Annotated in this window: 18 protein-coding genes; 6 read left to right on the top strand and 12 right to left on the bottom strand. The window is 55.5% G+C overall.

What is annotated here, in order from left to right:
• Positions 1-16 precede the first annotated feature (16 nt).
• Complete coding sequence (locus tag LKO31_RS13895) at positions 17-706, bottom strand: lysoplasmalogenase family protein (protein ID WP_227691136.1); 690 nt, start codon at positions 704-706, stop codon at positions 17-19.
• A gap of 119 nt (positions 707-825) precedes the next feature.
• On the opposite strand from LKO31_RS13895, the gene trmFO reads away from it, so the two are divergent.
• Positions 826-2,175 carry a methylenetetrahydrofolate--tRNA-(uracil(54)-C(5))-methyltransferase (FADH(2)-oxidizing) TrmFO gene (gene trmFO, locus LKO31_RS13890; RefSeq protein WP_227691135.1) on the top strand — a complete coding sequence of 450 codons (1,350 nt, stop codon included), beginning with the start codon at positions 826-828 and terminating at the stop codon, positions 2,173-2,175.
• Positions 2,176-2,206: 31 nt separating this feature from the next.
• On the opposite strand, the gene LKO31_RS13885 is transcribed toward trmFO, so the two are convergent.
• On the bottom strand, positions 2,207-2,689 hold the full coding sequence (locus LKO31_RS13885; RefSeq protein WP_227691134.1) for an EF-hand domain-containing protein: 483 nt from the start codon (positions 2,687-2,689) through the stop codon (positions 2,207-2,209).
• 149 nt (positions 2,690-2,838) lie between these two features.
• On the opposite strand from LKO31_RS13885, the gene LKO31_RS13880 reads away from it, so the two are divergent.
• Complete coding sequence (locus LKO31_RS13880) at positions 2,839-3,741, top strand: hydrogen peroxide-inducible genes activator (protein ID WP_227691133.1); 903 nt, start codon at positions 2,839-2,841, stop codon at positions 3,739-3,741.
• A gap of 56 nt (positions 3,742-3,797) precedes the next feature.
• Here LKO31_RS13880 and pgsA read toward each other — a convergent pair whose 3' ends face one another.
• Positions 3,798-4,370: a CDP-diacylglycerol--glycerol-3-phosphate 3-phosphatidyltransferase gene (gene pgsA, locus LKO31_RS13875; RefSeq protein ID WP_227691132.1), complete on the bottom strand. Its 573-nt coding sequence runs from the start codon at positions 4,368-4,370 to the stop codon at positions 3,798-3,800.
• A gap of 141 nt (positions 4,371-4,511) precedes the next feature.
• Between pgsA and LKO31_RS13870 the strand changes: the two genes are divergently transcribed.
• A complete protein-coding gene (locus tag LKO31_RS13870; RefSeq protein ID WP_227691131.1) occupies positions 4,512-5,801 on the top strand; it encodes an MFS transporter in 1,290 nt (429 codons plus the stop codon).
• On the opposite strand, the gene LKO31_RS13865 is transcribed toward LKO31_RS13870, so the two are convergent.
• Together LKO31_RS13865 and nadC are read right to left on the bottom strand one after the other, a co-directional pair.
• Positions 5,798-6,583 (bottom strand): ribonuclease T2 family protein, encoded by a 786-nt coding sequence (locus LKO31_RS13865; RefSeq protein ID WP_227691130.1) that lies wholly within the window; start codon positions 6,581-6,583, stop codon positions 5,798-5,800. The genes LKO31_RS13870 and LKO31_RS13865 overlap by 4 nt on opposite strands.
• The gene (gene nadC / locus LKO31_RS13860) at positions 6,570-7,418 is read right to left on the bottom strand and encodes a carboxylating nicotinate-nucleotide diphosphorylase (RefSeq protein ID WP_227691129.1); all 849 of its coding nucleotides are present in this window, start codon (positions 7,416-7,418) and stop codon (positions 6,570-6,572) included. Before nadC ends, LKO31_RS13865 begins: the two co-directional genes overlap by 14 nt.
• Before the next feature lie 94 nt (positions 7,419-7,512).
• Here nadC and LKO31_RS13855 point away from each other — a divergent pair, with 94 nt between their 5' ends.
• Positions 7,513-8,649 carry a nitronate monooxygenase gene (locus LKO31_RS13855; RefSeq protein ID WP_227691128.1) on the top strand — a complete coding sequence of 379 codons (1,137 nt, stop codon included), beginning with the start codon at positions 7,513-7,515 and terminating at the stop codon, positions 8,647-8,649.
• Between the two features lie 65 nt (positions 8,650-8,714).
• On the opposite strand, the gene LKO31_RS13850 is transcribed toward LKO31_RS13855, so the two are convergent.
• Positions 8,715-9,170, bottom strand: coding sequence for a peptidylprolyl isomerase (locus LKO31_RS13850; protein ID WP_227691127.1), 456 nt, complete (start codon positions 9,168-9,170; stop codon positions 8,715-8,717).
• A 170-nt stretch (positions 9,171-9,340) separates the two neighbouring features.
• Between LKO31_RS13850 and mgtE the strand changes: the two genes are divergently transcribed.
• On the top strand, positions 9,341-10,807 hold the full coding sequence (mgtE, locus tag LKO31_RS13845) for a magnesium transporter (RefSeq protein WP_227691126.1): 1,467 nt from the start codon (positions 9,341-9,343) through the stop codon (positions 10,805-10,807).
• Between the two features lie 227 nt (positions 10,808-11,034).
• Positions 11,035-11,163, top strand: coding sequence for an entericidin A/B family lipoprotein (locus tag LKO31_RS13840; RefSeq protein WP_227691125.1), 129 nt, complete (start codon positions 11,035-11,037; stop codon positions 11,161-11,163).
• A gap of 92 nt (positions 11,164-11,255) precedes the next feature.
• Here the strand turns inward: LKO31_RS13840 and tatC are convergent, their stop codons facing one another.
• The 6 genes from tatC to argS form a co-directional block, all read right to left on the bottom strand.
• A complete protein-coding gene (gene tatC / locus LKO31_RS13835) occupies positions 11,256-12,041 on the bottom strand; it encodes a twin-arginine translocase subunit TatC (protein ID WP_227691124.1) in 786 nt (261 codons plus the stop codon).
• Positions 12,038-12,496 carry a Sec-independent protein translocase protein TatB gene (tatB, locus tag LKO31_RS13830; RefSeq protein WP_227691123.1) on the bottom strand — a complete coding sequence of 153 codons (459 nt, stop codon included), beginning with the start codon at positions 12,494-12,496 and terminating at the stop codon, positions 12,038-12,040. The genes tatC and tatB overlap by 4 nt, the downstream gene beginning before the upstream one ends.
• 29 nt (positions 12,497-12,525) lie before the next feature.
• Positions 12,526-12,759 carry a twin-arginine translocase TatA/TatE family subunit gene (locus LKO31_RS13825; RefSeq protein ID WP_227691122.1) on the bottom strand — a complete coding sequence of 78 codons (234 nt, stop codon included), beginning with the start codon at positions 12,757-12,759 and terminating at the stop codon, positions 12,526-12,528.
• A 235-nt stretch (positions 12,760-12,994) separates the two neighbouring features.
• Positions 12,995-14,002, bottom strand: a complete 1,008-nt coding sequence (gene nagZ / locus LKO31_RS13820; RefSeq protein ID WP_227691265.1) for a beta-N-acetylhexosaminidase — start codon at positions 14,000-14,002, stop codon at positions 12,995-12,997.
• 104 nt (positions 14,003-14,106) lie between these two features.
• Positions 14,107-14,922 (bottom strand): SPOR domain-containing protein, encoded by an 816-nt coding sequence (locus LKO31_RS13815; protein ID WP_227691121.1) that lies wholly within the window; start codon positions 14,920-14,922, stop codon positions 14,107-14,109.
• Positions 14,922-16,649: an arginine--tRNA ligase gene (argS, locus tag LKO31_RS13810; RefSeq protein WP_227691120.1), complete on the bottom strand. Its 1,728-nt coding sequence runs from the start codon at positions 16,647-16,649 to the stop codon at positions 14,922-14,924. Before argS ends, LKO31_RS13815 begins: the two co-directional genes overlap by 1 nt.
• Between the last annotated feature and the right edge of the window lie 125 nt (positions 16,650-16,774).

Genomic DNA, 16,774 nt, shown 5'->3' with positions numbered 1-16,774 from the left:
ATCCAAATGCGGGACATTAAACCTGCATTTGCTTTGACGACCATATGGCCTCGTTCGATAAGGTCAACACCACCCCCCAAGCGATCAACGCCTGCCCCGCAAAATATAGCGGCCAGACAAATAATGCAGAAACCGACTGGTCCATCATGCCACCTGCCCCTGCAAAAATGGACAAATCACTCAGCAAGAACATCATGGCTCCCAATCCAGTGCGATAGCGGGGGAAGCGGCTCGCCCATGCAGCCGCGCTCATCATCGCCACGATGAATGTATAAGCGAGCGCCGCTCCCAACAGCCCCGGCTCCGATTGGCGGGCCAATTGCCATGCAATGATCAGCGCCAAGGGTGTAACACTATATATCAACAAGCGCTGGGACGGCGTCCATTCTGGGCGACGATTGAGCCAATAGGATCGGATGGCAATGATATGCCCAATGGCGAAGGTCGTGCCCCCCACCACCAAGCCAAATTCGGCCAACAAAAAGTCCCCTGCGGCACCAAAAGCCAAAACTGCCGCGATCCATTGATGGGCGCTGATCCGTGCATTGAAAAAAGCCCAAAGAGCCAGAAAAGCCACCCCCGACGTTTTCCAAACGGACACCAACAACCCGTCGATGCCCGTCGCGACGACATATAAATAGCTGATGCCCCCAAGCAGCGCCAGCATCCACGCCCAAGGCGCCCGATCCCATTTTTTTGTCATCATCACGGCCCCCCAGCATCAAAAACTTTGCTTCTTTGCCCCAGCGTGCCACAGGCAGAACAAATATTTTAATGACCGTCGCATGGTCAGAGCAGAAACTCGTAAAGTCAATGGATAGCATCATGTCACAGCATCAGGTTCATATCATCGGCGGCGGCTTGGCCGGTTCCGAGGCAGCATGGCAATTGGCCGAAGCTGGCATTCGGGTGCGCCTTTCAGAAATGCGTGGCGGCGGCGACATGACTCCAGCCCACCAAAGTGACGGCTTGGCGGAAATGGTATGTTCCAACAGCTTTCGCAGCGACGATGGTGACAGCAATGCCGTCGGTTTGCTTCACCGCGAAATGCGCGCGCTGAACTCCCTGATTATGAACGTCGCCGATCAACACAAGCTTCCTGCTGGGTCAGCGCTGGCGGTGGACCGCGACCTTTTTTCCGACGGCGTCACGCGCCGCCTAATGGAACATCCCAATATCGAAATTGTGCGCGAACGCATTGATCAACTGCCGTCCGATGGCATGACCATTGTCGCCACAGGCCCCCTGACCGCAGAAAGCTTGGCGCACAGTATTGGCGACGCCACAGGAAAAGACAGCCTAACCTTCTTCGACGCAATCGCACCGATTGTGTACCGCGACACCATCGATATGGACATCGCATGGAAAGCCAGCCGGTGGGACAAAGTCGGCCCTATCGGCGATGGCAAAGACTATATCAACTGCCCAATGGACAAGGATCAATATTATACCTTCGTTCAAGGGCTGCTGGACGGCGAAAAAACCGACTTTAAGGATTGGGAAAAAGAAACACCCTATTTTGAAGGCTGTATGCCTATCGAAGTGATGGCCGAACGGGGTATTGAAACATTGCGCTTTGGCCCCATGAAGGGTGTGGGACTGGACAATCCGCGCACGGGCCGCTGGCCCTATGCTGTCGTTCAACTACGCCAAGATAATGACCTTGGCACCTTGTGGAATATGGTCGGCTTTCAAACCAAGTTAAAACATGCCGAACAAGTCCGCCTGTTCCGCACCATTCCAGCCTTGGAAAAAGCCGAATTCGCTCGCCTCGGCGGCCTGCATCGCAATAGTTTTATTCGCTCGCCCGATCTGCTCGACCCACAGTTGCGCCTAAAAACCAGCCCGCACATCCGTTTTGCTGGCCAGATTACGGGCTGCGAAGGCTATGTCGAAAGCGCAGCCATCGGCCTGATCGCCGCGCGTTTCGCGGCTGCGGAACTGGGCGGAAAAACCCTGCCACCGCCGCCATCCGACACCGCTTTGGGGGCGCTATTGGGCCATATCACCGGCGGCGCAGATGCGGATAGCTATCAGCCGATGAACGTCAACTTCGGTCTATTCCCACCATTGGCGGATGGCGTTCGCAAAAAAGACCGCAAGCTGGGCTATACACAGCGTGCCGGCCAGTCGCTCGCTGTCTGGATGAATGAAAATTCAATAAAAACAAACTGAGATCGCCACCATCACCACCCCCGCTGAGCCGTTAACAAGCGCAGCGGGGCTTGGCGGCGGCTTTGGGCGCTGTGGTCGCAAATTCGGCGCGGCTTAAGTCACCCGATTGGTCCACATCGGCCTTGGCGAATTTGTCACTGGTCGCGGCGGCCCATTCCTCAAATGACAAAAGATTGTCCCCATTTTTGTCTAGTTTGCGAAAAGCAGCACTGCGCGTGGACATCATTTCGACGCGGCTGATGCGGTCATTGCGGTCACGATCATAGCGATTGAAACGCTTGGCTTCCTTACTTTCCTGTTTGGCGGTGGGCAATTCTGGTGGCGGGGCACCCCGACGCGGAGCATCCGGTCCAGATTCTGGGATCAATGGCAAGGGCGGCGGTGGTTTGGGTATCGCCACCTCGCTCACGCCTTGGCTGTGCCCCTGCCACAAAAACATCCCGCCGATCAGCATCAAAATGCCCGCCATGGCCCCGCCAAGAAAGCGCGGCCCCGAAAATCGAGCTTTATCCATAATCCCTCCCCCGAGAAACGCCGTTCAAGCTATCATGCAGCCGTTCTGATGCAAATACATCCCTATCCGACCACTATCCCGCGACGGACTTCCTATCGTTCCGCAACACGATAGTTTTAATTTTTACCATTCATATCTATATATGTTCGATGCACAATTACCTGCCTTCCTTAAAGCAAATGCAATATTTGGTTGCGTTACACGAACATAGTCATTTTGGCCGCGCCGCCGATGCTTGCAATGTTACGCAATCCACGCTCTCTGCGGGTATCCGTGAATTGGAAACCCTGCTCGGTCAGACATTGGTCGAACGAACGCGCCGCGTGGTGCGCTTCACAACGCTAGGCAATGCGATTGTCGAAAAAGCACATCGTGTCCTGCGCGAGGCAGAGGAACTGGCGGATATGGCCGCCGCTGCCGCTGCGCCTCTCGTCGGCGAATTGCGGATGAGCGTCATACCCACCATCGCGCCCTTTTTGCTGCCCGGTCTATTGCCGCGCCTGCGCCAAGAACGCCCTTCGTTAAAATTATTCCTGCGCGAAGAAGTGAGTGCCCAGGCCTGCGAATCGCTGCATCACGGCGCTGTGGACTGTGTCCTTCTCGCCCTGCCCTTTGCTTGCGGGGACGTGGAAACAGAGGAATTGTTCAACGACGCCCTGTTCGTGGCCTTTCCCGGCGAGCAATCCGATGATTTACCCGCAATGGTCAGTGCCAGCCAAATTGACCCAGGCCAAATGCTGATGCTGGAGGACGGGCATTGCCTGAAGGATCACGCCCTTGCGGCATGCAACCGCCCAGAATTGCGTGCAGGCGCACGAATGATGGGCACGTCGCTGCACACTTTGGTACAAATGGTCGACAATGGTTTGGGTATTACCATGCTGCCACAAATGGCCATAGAGGCTGGGATTTTGGATCATACCGATATCGACACCCGCCCACTGGCATCAGACCATGACTGGCGAACCATTGCGCTGGTTTGGCGCAAAGGCAGCCCCCGCGCCGAAGAGTTTCGCTTATTGGCCGATATTTTCCGCCGCTATAAAAGCTGATCGCGTCTTGAAAAAATTGGGCGGCGGCCAACGCCGCCCATGCCGAGCGCCTTAAATCAATCCATATGCTTCAGGCCGACGCGCAGATAATCCCATCCGGTGATTAACGTCAGCACCGCCGCCGCCCACAATGTGGCCAGCCCCACAGTTTTAATCCACAATTCTTGCGGAAAAATTCCAGCAAAAATCAAAGCCCCAAATGACACGAGTTGGAAAGTCGTCTTCCATTTCGCCAATTTGGTGACGGGCATCGACACACTCAGTGTCGCCAAAAATTCGCGCAGGCCCGATACAATGATTTCGCGCAGCAAAATCACCAAAGCCGCCACCACATGAATGCCATCGACATCACGTGTAAACACCAGCAACAAAATAACCGCTGCGATCATAATTTTGTCGGCGATTGGGTCTAAAAATATACCCAAGCGCGAAACCGCACCGCGCGAGCGCGCAACATAGCCGTCAAAATAATCGGTGATGCCCATCAAACAATATAAGACAAATGCGAGCGCATAGTTCAGCGGCGGCGGCTGATGCAAATTTTGATACATCCCCGGCCACAGCAAAATCAGCAGGATGGGAACCGCTAAAATTCGAGACAATGTCAAAATATTAGGCAAACTTAACATGATCCGGCATTCCAGCAAAACAAAGCGGGGATAGAAATTTGGGCTTTGACCATGCCCTCCCTAACCGATAAGTCACCCATAGGAAACCGCTTTGCGGTGCTGATCGCACGACAGAATTCATTCAGTGACGGGACAATTTTTATGGCTGGTACATTCGCACTGATGGGCCAACGCCGTTTCCTTCCGTTGTTTGCGACACAAGCCCTCAATGCTTTCAACGATAATTTTTATAAAATGGCGATGGTGGTGTTGGTTACCTTCACCATCTACAAAGACCCAACCTATGAGGCTTGGTTCAACGCCTTGGCCGGCGGATTGTTCATATTTCCCTACTTTCTATTTTCTGCGCTGGCTGGCCAATTGGCGGACCGAGGGGATAAAAGCCAAATTATCCGATGGGTAAAATCGGCCGAAATTGGAATTATGCTGGTGGGCGCCATTGGCATTTATACCCACAATGTGGTCGTCATGCTGACGGCGCTGTTCTTAATGGGGGTTCACTCCTCCTTTTTCGGCCCCATTAAATATGCCATTTTACCCCAGCATTTGAATGATAATGAAGTCTTGGTTGGCACCGGATGGGTGGAGGCTGGGACCTATATTGCGATCTTGGCTGGCACCATCGTAGGCGGCTTAATTCCAGCTGAAATTTCTATGTTCGGTATTGTGATCGTCGCCATAATTGGTAGACATACAGCCAATTATGTCCCCCCGGCCCCGCCAGAGGATGACGCCAAAGATTTGAAAATAGACTATAATATTATACGGTCGTCATGGCAATTGGTGGCGGGTACGATGCAAATCCCGCGTCTATATCTGGCCATTATCTCCATCAGCTTTTTCTGGGCCATCGGGGCTATTTTGGCGGCGCAGTTCCCGCCCTTGGTAAAAAATGCCTTGGGCGGCGATAATACGGTCGCGACCATGTTCACGGGCATATTTTCGGTTGGCGTGGCCATTGGTTCGATCATCGTCAACCGCCTGCTCAGAGGCGAAGTCTCAGCGAAATATTCGCCCATTTCCGTCATCGTCATGTCCCTGTTCGTACTGGACCTGTGGTGGAATGTGTCCCATTGGTCGCATCTGGGCAGCGAGTTGATGAATTGGAAAGCCTTCCTCGACCTGACAGCAGGTGACAGAATTATCTTCGCCCTATTCGGTATTGCGGTCGCTGGCGGCATGTTTGTCGTTCCGCTCTATGCCTTTTTGACGACGACCGTACCCAAGTCACAAACGGCGCGAACCGTAGCCGCCAACAATATCGTCAACAGCGCTTTCATGGTGGCATCGGCTTTGGTGCTCGCCGTGTTGATCGCGCTCAAACTGACCATAGCGGACACGCTATTTTTCGTCGCCGCCATGTGTCTGGTTTCCGCTTATCTCGCGACCCGTCTCAACAAAGCGAGCGCCGTGGCGGCAGCCGATAATTAAGCGCCTGCCGGACGAATCATGATCCGCCGATGCCCCATCAGCCCTTGTTGACCCACCGGGCAAGATCTGGGCCGCATGGCTTTGTTCAAACATATACGTACTTCACGCAGCCAGCCTTGTTGGTCCGCATGAACCGAATACATATTGTCCGACGTCCCAGCATTTTGCCGCGCAAAGGCGCGCCTTATGCTAGCACTATTTTGCGGGCTACGCGCCAGTGCTACCATGTCGGGAAACCTTGTGGCGCGAAATAAGCGAGCCCCTGTCTCGAAATAGGCTTGGGGCGCCATGCTCATACAGCTACCATGTTTAGCCCATTGATATTGCATCAAATGAACCGACGGACTGACGCAAAAATTTTGGCGCAAGACGTGCTTGGGCACAATTTGGACGGGCCGGCACCATTGCGGATTTTCGCCCTTGACGGATTGCGGCCACAAGCCGTGTAGCACCCATCCAAAATTGGCCAGCTGTTGGCGCTGGCCCGATAAAATATGATCCCAAAACCCGCTGGCACGCGGCGCTGCACATTGATCTTTATTTTGCGCCGATGCGGGGTCCCGCACGCTAGCGCAATATTGGGGCGACCAACTCAGCGCCAACAAATAGCCACCGTCACTCTGCCTCTGCACCGCCTCGCCCCGCGGGATCGGCACAGGGCGCGGCACTGGCATGGGGTCTGGCAAGCGGCACGCGCTGCTTTGCTGGGCTATCGCCGTTATCGGCGTGACCAGCAACAACAGCGGCGCGATGCCCGCCAAACAATGGTTAGGCCACCGCAAAGTCCAGCCCAATATCTGCTGCGGGGGCTGACTGGGTTAACCGCCCAACTGAGATGAAATTCACCCCTGTTTCGGCAATCGCCCGAATGCTGTCCAATCGCACCCCGCCGGATGCTTCGACGGGAACACGGCCGCCGACCAAGGCCACCGCTTCATGCAGTTGATCATTGTTCATATTATCACACAATAAATGCGTCGCCCCTGCATTCAATGCAGGCGTGATCTGGTCGATATGATCGACCTCGACGATAATATTTTCGATCTTAGCAGCCACAGCGCGGCCAACCGCCGCCTCCACCGATCCAGCCACCGCGACATGATTATCCTTGATCATCGCCGCATCCCACAAGCCCATGCGATGATTGGTCGCCCCGCCCATACGCGTTGCATATTTCTCCAACTGCCGCAGGCCGGGAATGGTTTTACGGGTGTCCAGCAAAGTTGCGCCCGTTCCGGCAATGGCATCGACATAGGTTCGCGCCAATGTCGCCACACCGGACAGATGCTGTACGGTGTTCAACGCCGAACGCTCTGCCGTCAGCATGGCCCGCGCCGCGCCTGACAAGCGCATCAGCTCAGAACCGGCGGGCACAGCCGTCCCTTCTTCCACCAAAATCTCGATGGTCATATTGGAGTCTAGCGCACGGAAAAAAGCCTCTGCGATCGGCAGGCCAGCGACGGTGATAGCATCACGGCTTTGCATCACCCCGTCAAACCGCGCGTCAGCCGGAATGACAGACAAAGACGTAATATCCCCGCCACTGCCCAAATCTTCGGCCAAAGTCGCACGGACGAACGAGTCGATATCAAAATCGATTTGCAAAACATGGGTCATGTTCTGACCGATAATCATGACGCCCAGCAAATCAACTTGACGTTTACGTAAACTACGTATGTTATCGCCACAAAAGATAAGGGAGAGAGAAATTATGAAGTCGCCTATTACGTCCATGCTTGGCATCGAATTCCCGTTGATCGCCTTCACTCACTGCCGCGACGTGGTGGTGGCTGTATCAAAAGCAGGCGGCATGGGGGTTTTTGGTGCGGCCGCCTGCTCCCCCGAACAATTGGAGGAAGAGCTTTCGTGGATTGACGCGCATATCGGCGGCAGACCTTACGGCGTCGACTTAATCGTGCCGAACAAGTTTCAGGGCAAAGGCGAAGATATTGATCACGCCCCCGTTGAATTGCCCGCGACCCACCGCGATTTTGCAACAGACATCATGGCCCGTCACGACATTCATACCGATGTTTATGGCGGTGCCATGGCCCAGCGCCAAAGCTTTGGCGACAATATGCATGATGATGGCGCTGCAAAATTGCTCGAAGTGGCCTTTCGCCATCCCATAAGCCTGATCGCCAACGCCCTTGGCATTCCGCCGCAAATCATGCTGGACTTGGGCCGTCAACATCAGGTGCCCGTCGCGGCCTTGGTCGGCACCAAAGACCATGCCTTGTCCCAAGTCCGCGCTGGCGTGGACATTTTGGTGGTCGCGGGCGGCGAAGCAGGCGGACACTGCGGCGACGTCGCGACCATGGTGCTGGTCCCCGAAGTGGCCGCCGCGCTGGATGCCATTGGGGACAACACCCCCATTTTGGCCGCAGGCGGCATTGTAACAGGACGCCAAATGGCCGCCGCCATGGCGATGGGCGCACATGGCGCATGGACAGGTTCCGTCTGGCTGACCACTGCCGAGGCCGAAACCAATCCCATCGTCAAAGAGAAAATGTTGGCCGCATCCGCCAAGGACACTGTTCGTTCGCGCAGCCGCACCGGCAAGCCGTCGCGCCAATTGCGCTCCACATGGACCGATGCGTGGGAAGGCCAAGGTGCCCCGTCTCCGCTACCCATGCCGATGCAGTCATTGATCAGCGAACCCGCACTGCGCCAAATCGATAAACTGTCCCAAACAGGCCATGAAGGCGCAAAAGCCCTCGCGACCTATTGGGTCGGCCAAGGCGTCGGCCTGATGAACGAGGCACTGGGCGCGGGACAAGTTGTGCAAGCCTTCAAAGAGGATTGGATTAACGCCTGCGCCCGCCTCAACGGCTTTATCGAAGATTAATACAGCTATTCAGAATCAAAAATGCCCCGAGCCAACGGTCCGGGGCATTTTTTAGGCCTTGAAGATCAGGCTTCGGAAACCGTCGCCTTGACGATCTTGCCCGGTTCGCGGGGCGGCTCACCCTTGGGCAGCGCGTCAACATTTTCCATGCCTTCAGTCACTTCGCCCCACACCGTATATTGCTTGTCCAAGAAACGAGCGTCGGTGAAGCAAATGAAGAACTGGCTGTTCGCGCTGTTCGGGTTCTGCGCACGGGCCATCGAGCAAACGCCGCGAACGTGCGGCTGGGCGTTGAATTCCGCAGGCAGGTCGGGCAGCTTGCTGCCGCCCATGCCAGTGCCCGTCGGGTCGCCGCCCTGCGCCATGAAACCGTCGATGACGCGGTGGAAGATCACACCGTCATAAAAGCCTTCTTTCGCCAGCGTCGAAATACGCTCAACATGCTGCGGCGCCAGATCAGGGCGCAGGCGGATGACAACGTCGCCGGTCGACAACGTCAGGGTAAGGGTCTGTTCAGACATCTGATGCTCCTTAAAAAAACTTGGAGCGAGCCATAGCGGCGCTGTGTCATTATGCTACCCATTATTTGCTCAACGGTGCCAAGGAAGCGTTGCCAAGCGAAGGCTCTGCATTTAGTGGGAAGCCATTGCCCGCAAGAATTTGATTTTGACTAGGACAGGAGAAACACGCGATGGATAGCCGCGAAAGTATCTCCCCCGAACCCGAACGCAAGCCAGATCCTTTGGACGAACATCAGCGCGATGACGCCGAGCCTCGCTGGTCGCAGACCAATGAGCTGGACGAAGATGACCGGCTGAAACCCGAATTTGTGCGCGATGTCATGCAATTGGTTGACGCTGGCGACTATGAAGCCGTGCGTGCCCGTGTTGCGCACTTGCACCCTGCTGACATGGCCGACTTGATCGAGTTGGTAGCGGATGATGAGCAACCTTTGCTCGCCCGCGTCATGGGCGAATTGTTGACCGCCGACGTCATCGCGGAATTGAACGATCACGTTCGCGAACGATTGATGGATTTGTTGGACCCATCACAGGTCGCTGAAATCGCATCGGAACTGGATACTGACGACGCCGTCGCGTTGATCGAAGATTTGGAAATTGCCGACCAGCAGGCGGTGCTGCGTGCGATGGAACCGCGCGACCGCGCGGCCATCGAAGACGCTCTATCCTATCCCGAAAAAACCGCTGGCCGATTGATGCAGCGGGAATATGTGGCGGTTCCCGAACATGTCACGGTTGGCGACGTAATCGACCGTCTGCGCGAAGACGATGACGCCTCCCTAGATTTTTGGGAAATTTTTGTCGTAGACCCCCTGCACCACCCGATTGGCACGTGCCAACTCAGTTGGATTTTGCGCACCCAGCGCCATGTTACCATGGGCGAGGTCATGAAGCGCGAGCAAACCTTGATCCCCGTCGATATGGATCAAGAAGAAGTCGCGCTTCGCTTCCAAAAATATGCGCTGATTTCCGCCGCCGTCGTCGATCAAGCGGGCCGTTTGGTCGGCATGATCACCGTCGATGACGTTGTGCATATCATCCAAGAAGAGGCGGGCGAAGATATTTTGCGCCTGTCCGGTGCTGGCGACGGCGACATTAACGAACCGCTGCGGGAAACCTATCGCTCGCGCGTCCGCTGGCTGATCGCCAATTTGGGCACGGCCTTGGTCGCATCCAGCATCGTTGCCCTGTTCGAAGGCGCAATCGAACAAATGGTTGCCTTGGCGGTTCTGATGCCCATTGTTGCGACCATTGGCGGCAATGCGGCCATGCAAACTTTGGCGGTAACGGTTCGCGCGCTTGCCATGAACCAGCTCACAGATTCGAACAATTGGCGGGCCATTGCCCGCGAAATGCGCCTCGCTTTGATGAACGGCACAACAGTCGCCATCATCAGCGGAACGATCGCCGCCCTGTGGTTCCACGACCCGATGCTGGGCGCTGTCATCGGGGTTGCCATGGTCACCAATGTTTTTATCGCCGGATTGGCGGGGGTTGGCGTTCCGCTGCTCCTTGATCGACTGGATCAAGACCCCGCCGTAGCCAGTTCCATTTTCGTGACCATGATAACCGATTCCATGGGCTTTTTTGCCTTGCTGGGGCTGGCCGTCGCCAGCGGTATCACCACCATGGGTTAATGAATGGGCAGATTGATAAGCAATACCAACTGCCTTCATTATTATTTCGATCAAAATAGATTTTGTGGGAACTCCTGCCATGTCCATGGGTTTCCCCTATGAGCAGCGAATATCGCCCCCCCGCAGCGCTGCTCAGCAATATTGGCCCGGTGCGTATCCCTCCCCCCCCCCCTCGAAACGTGCCGGGCCATCTTTGCATCTATGTGAGTTTTTGTTGGGAGGATCTTATGTCGAAGACCCGTATCATCATGTTATCGCTGTTGGCCTGTGTGGTCGTTTCTGGCTGCAACACGGTAAAAGGCGCTGGCCGCGACATTGAATCCGTTGGCAACAAAGCCGAAGAGGTTATCAATTAACCGACCAGAGCGAACGGATAACAAGCAACATGAAACAAAACAGGCGCCGTCTGGCGCCTGTTTTGTTTCATGTTGCTTGTTATCAAAGCGGCTCAGTCTTGGGGTAGCACATCCAAATCCGTGGTCCCCTTGCCAGCCTTGCGCCGTGTAAACCAAATGGCGAACAATGTGAGCTCATATAAGATGCACAAAGGCACCGCCAACAACAATTGGCTCAGCACATCCGGCGGCGTGCATACCGCCGCAATGACAAATGCGCCGACGATCATATAGCGCCGCGCTCCGACCAATTGTTCTCGGGTAACTATGCCGGCGCGTTCAATCAGCATGATCAAAATTGGCAATAAAAATGCGATGCCAAACGCCATGATAAATTGCATTGTGAAGCTAAGATAATTGCCGACACTCGGCAACGCCTCTTGCGTAACCCCGCCAACTTCGCCTTGAAATCCCAACAGAAATTTCAACGCAATGGGGATGGTTATGAAATAGGCAAAGCTGGCCCCAATCCCAAAGAGCACTGGCGTTGCCAGCAAAAATGGCAACAGGGCACGCTTTTCCTGCTTAAACAATCCGGGCGCGACGAAACGCCACAATTGTATCGCCAAAATCGGAAAGGCCAGCATCATCGCCGCAAATAAGGCCACCTTGATTTCGACAAAAAATGCTTCAAACAATTGGGTATAAACCAGTTTCCCTTGGCCTGCCGCGACCAACGGCTGAACCAGCACAGCGAAAATTTCTTTCGCGAAATATAAGCAGACACCAAATGCGACGCCAATCGCCAACAAAGATTTTAGCAGACGCGAGCGTAGCTCGATCAAATGATCGAGCAACGGCATTTTCCCGCCCAGTTCGTCGTCACTTTGATCTGTCATGGCAATTCACTGCTGCGCGGGGGCACAATATGGGTTTCAGCGTCAGGATGTGGGCCCGCATTCCCGCTGGATTCCATCGGATTTGGGCTTTGACTAGCTGCATCAAAGTCGCTTTGGACCGACGTTCCATTTGCCATAGGATCGCCATCATCGACGGCCCCAGAGCCGCCTTGTGCGCTTGGCTTGCTGGCTGATGTGTCAGTACCCACATCTGTAGCGCTTGGAAATTGGCGCATAATCTCTTCATTCTGCGCCTTCCACTGCTTCTCTAGCTCTTCCAATTCCGCTTCGCGCATCATCGTGTCCATGCCCGCGCGGAAATGGCGCGCCATCGCGCGGGCCTTGCCCATCCATTTGCCAACAAAACGCATGGCCTTGGGCAGATCTTTTGGGCCGATGACAACCAAGGCCACCACCACCACCAGCAAAAATTCGGTGGGCGCAATATCAAACATCTATGTGCCTATCCCGCATAAGTGCTGGTTTACAGGGTCTTATTTTCGTTGTTCTGCGGCTGTTGTGCTGGGGTTTCTGGTGAACGGACACCTTCGATATGACGCGGCTTCACCACATCATCTTCATCGTCCGCCATGCCCTTTTTAAAGCTCTTCAAACCCTTTGCGACATCACCCATCATGTCCGAAAAGCGGCCCTTGCCGAACAACAACAACACAAGAATGCCGACGACCAGCCAGTGCCAAATACTGAAGCTACCCATAAATTCTTCTCCTTGAACGGCTCATTTAGGCATCTTCTTGGTATTTTACCAGTTTCTCTTAAACCTTAGAACGGCGAATGTAAGCCTTGTTCCAAGGCCGGATAAGCGAAGGTAGCTTGAACGCCTATTTTCCGCCAATTTTCATATAAAAAGCAACGCTGGCATCCATATCGCGATTAAATGATGGTCATGCCGGCGGGCTGTCGAACAGGCGGTTCAATGCCCCCCAAATCCATCAAGCCATGGCCAACAAGGCGTCCCGCTGTTCCAGCAAGACCGCCATGCTACGCTCATCACGCTCGCCGCTAATTCGCTGCATCGCATTTTCTAAGCGCCCACGGGCTTGGTCGGTCATGGGGCCGACGCTGTTCGCAATGGCGAACATGTCGTCCATTTTTCCCCAGCAATTCAGCACCACATCGCAACCCGCCGCGATGGCTTGCTGCGAAAGATCCGCGATACTGCCGGACAGCGCCTTCATATCAATGTCATCCGTCATCAACAGACCATGAAAGCCGATCCGCTCACGGATAATTTCGTTGATGATGACCGGTGATAATGTCGCAGGAAGTTCGCGGTCCCAAGCCTCAAAAATCACATGACAAGTCATCGCCATCGCCGCATCGCGCAGTGCGGCAAAGGGTGCCAAGTCGGTTTGCAATTCCTGATCAACCACGGCCACGCGGGACAATTGCTTATGGCTATCAAACTGGGCGCGGCCATGGCCGGGTATATGTTTGACAACGCCCAACACACCGCCAGCTTGCAGCCCCGCCAACATCGCACGGCCCAATGCCGCCACACGCATCGGTTCGCTGCCCAGCGCGCGATCGCCAATCACATCGCTCGCCCCCGGTTGCCGGACGTCCAGCAAAGGCAGGCAATCCACATTGATGCCGACATCCGACAACATCGCGGCCAGTGCCATGGCGTTTAGGCGGGCCGCCTCAATCGCGCTGGCGGGGGCCCTTTCATATAGCACGTCAAATGTCTGACCGCATGGAAATTCAGGCCAAATCGGCCCCTTCATCCGTGCGACACGGCCACCTTCTTGGTCAATCAAGATCGGCAGGTCCTCGCGGCCATCCAAGGAGCGCAAACTGTCCGTCAACGCCCGTAGCTGGTCCCGACTTTCGATATTGCGACCAAATAAAATATATCCGGCGGGGCGGCTTTCCCGAAAAAAAGCCATTTCATCAGCCGTCACGCTGTGGCCCGACAGGCCAAATATAGCGGGGGTCATCATCAACTCAGGCTCCAAGGGGCCGCTCCCCTCGTGAACGGCAAGACCATATACATGCCACATTTCAGCGCATCGACAATCGCCCTGCGCCGAAATGATGAAAATCAGCGAACGATCACACAGCCCTCGCCCGCAACCCGCAGTTTTTGGCACAAGGCCTCGGCATTGCTTACGCTGCCCGCGCCGACCCGCAAGCGATAAACGGTCCGGTCACCGACCTTGGCAGGGGCAATGCTGCGCCCATGTTGCTCCAAATAGCTGAACCGCTTGGATAAAGTAGCCCAAGCCTTGTTTGCCGCTGCCTCGCTGGAAAACGCACCCAATTGAACCGTCCCGCTATGCGACGGTGCCGCAGCGGGCGTTGGTGCTGGCGTTGGCGTTGCAGCCCGTTCGGCTTGACGCTTCTCTGCCAATGCCGCCTTTGCAGCATTGGCCTTGGCAGCAGCATCCTTCGCAGCCTTATCCTTAACCAGTTGGTCGCGAGCCAATTTTTCGGCGGCCGCTTTTTCTTCTGCGGCCTTTTGCGCCGCAGCGGCAGCCGCAGCCCGTTCTTCGGGGGTAACAGCCGGTTCTTCGGGCAAGCGATTGGGGTCCACCGTGCCAGCAGGCAACACCCCCTCGCTAGCGGCAAAGGCGACATCGCCTTCGCCTTCAAACACCTTGGCGCGATCATTGGTTGGGGCGGTCTTATATTCGCCCGCTTCGGCCAAAATCAATTCGCCATCGCCGCGCGGTCCGCCATTTTGATACCACCACAAGCCGCCCAAAACAGCGCCAATCAAGACCAAGCCGCCAATCACAATCGCCAGCAATCGGGCGGGAGAAGCCTGACCATCATCATCAAAGTCGTCGACCGGCTCTAGCCACGGCAAACGTTCTTCATCATCCAAGCCAAGCCCCCCATCCCGATCCTGGATCATCAGTTCATCTCCTCAAGCGCGGTGACACCCATCAAGGCCATACCATTGCGAATGATTTGTCCAATAGCATCGGCCAGATACAAACGTGTGGCCGTCAACTCTGGGTCATCGGCGCGGACAACACGGGCTTCGGGTTTGTCATTGCCCATATTCCACCATGCGTGGAACGCGGCAGCAATGTCGCCCAAATAGAAAGCGATGCGATGCGGTTCGCGCGCCGAAGCGGCGGCATCCACGATACGTGGGAATTGCGCCATCAGCTTGATCAACGGCAATTCATCGTCGCTCAGGCGCGATGGTGCCGGATCAACCAGAACAATCCCTGCATCCGCTACGCGGCGCTTCAGCGACGCAATACGCGCATGGGCATATTGAACATAAAATACGGGGTTGTCGCGCGATGCTTCAATGACTTTGGCAAAGTCAAAATCCATCTGGGCATCGGCTTTGCGGGTCAGCATGGTAAAGCGGACGGCGTCTTTGCCCACTTCATCCACCACATCAGCCAAGGTAACGAAGTTACCAGCTCGCTTGGACATTTTGAACGGCTCGCCATTTTTCAACAGACGCACCATCTGAACCAGCTTCACGTCAAAACGCGTTTTACCATCGGTCAGCGCCGCTACCGCCGCCTTAATCCGCTTGACGGTTCCCGCATGGTCCGCGCCCCAAATATCGATCAACTCGTCCGCAGACTGTGCCTTTTGATAATGATAGGCCAAGTCGGCACCAAAATAGGTCCAACTGCCATCCGATTTCTTAATCGGACGGTCTTGATCATCGCCAAATTGGGTCGACCGAAACAGCGGCAGTTCCACGGGTTCCCAATCATCTGGGGTTTCACCCTTTGGCGCTTCCAGCACACCGTCATACACCAAGCCCTGTTCCCGCAGCCATGCTTCAGCCGCGGCAGGCTTGCCAGCCGCTTGCAGTTCCGCTTCTGACGAGAAAATATCGTGGTGGATGCCTAGCTTGGCCAGATCGCTGCGGATCAATTCCAGCATTTTCTCCACAGCAAAGCTGCGGAAGGTCAGCAACCATGCGCTTTCTGGCTGACCGACAAATTGGTCACCATATTCCGCCGCCAAGGCTTGGCCCACTGGTTTCAGATAGTCGCCGGGATACAGACCTTCGGGAATTTCGCCCACATCTTCGCCCAAGGCTTGGCGGTAACGAACATGGGCAGAACGCGCCAACACATCCACCTGCGCGCCCGCGTCGTTGACATAATATTCGCGAACGACATCATGGCCGGCAAATTCCAACAAAGCGGCCAGCGCATCACCCACAACCGCGCCGCGGCAGTGCCCGACATGCATCGGCCCCGTGGGGTTGGCCGATACATATTCGACGTTGACACGAATGCCTTTCCCAGCCGCCGAACGTCCATAATCTTGGGCTTGCGCATGGATCAGCGCCAATTCCTGACGCCAGCTTTCGTCGGCCACACGCATATTGATAAAGCCGGGACCAGCGACGCTCGCTTCTTCCACTTCGTCCAGCTTAGCAAGTTCGGCCACCAACAATTCCGCCAAGGCGCGCGGATTGGTTTTCGCGGGTTTGGCGAGCACCATCGCCGCATTGGTCGCAATGTCGCCGTGGCTGGCGTCACGCGGCGGTTCGACACTGATGGCCGTTCGCGACAGATCTGCGGCAAGCTCGCCGCGCGCAACAAGCGCATCTAGCGCGGCGTTGATATGATTTGCGAAACGACTGAACAGGGTCACGAAATTTGGCCTAACATCTATGAAAAAAGAACTGAACGCGCCCTAACCCAGCTTTCAAGGCACGAAAAGCCCCGCAATGCCATTTTCCGGCACAGCGGGGCAAAACAATGCGGCTGGTCCCAGCC

Source organism: Sphingopyxis yananensis, from assembly GCF_020687785.1.
Taxonomy (GTDB): Bacteria; Pseudomonadota; Alphaproteobacteria; order Sphingomonadales; family Sphingomonadaceae; genus Sphingopyxis; species Sphingopyxis yananensis.
The sequence above is the reverse complement of the archived record's forward strand: the minus strand, read 5'-3'. Positions and strand labels throughout refer to the sequence as shown.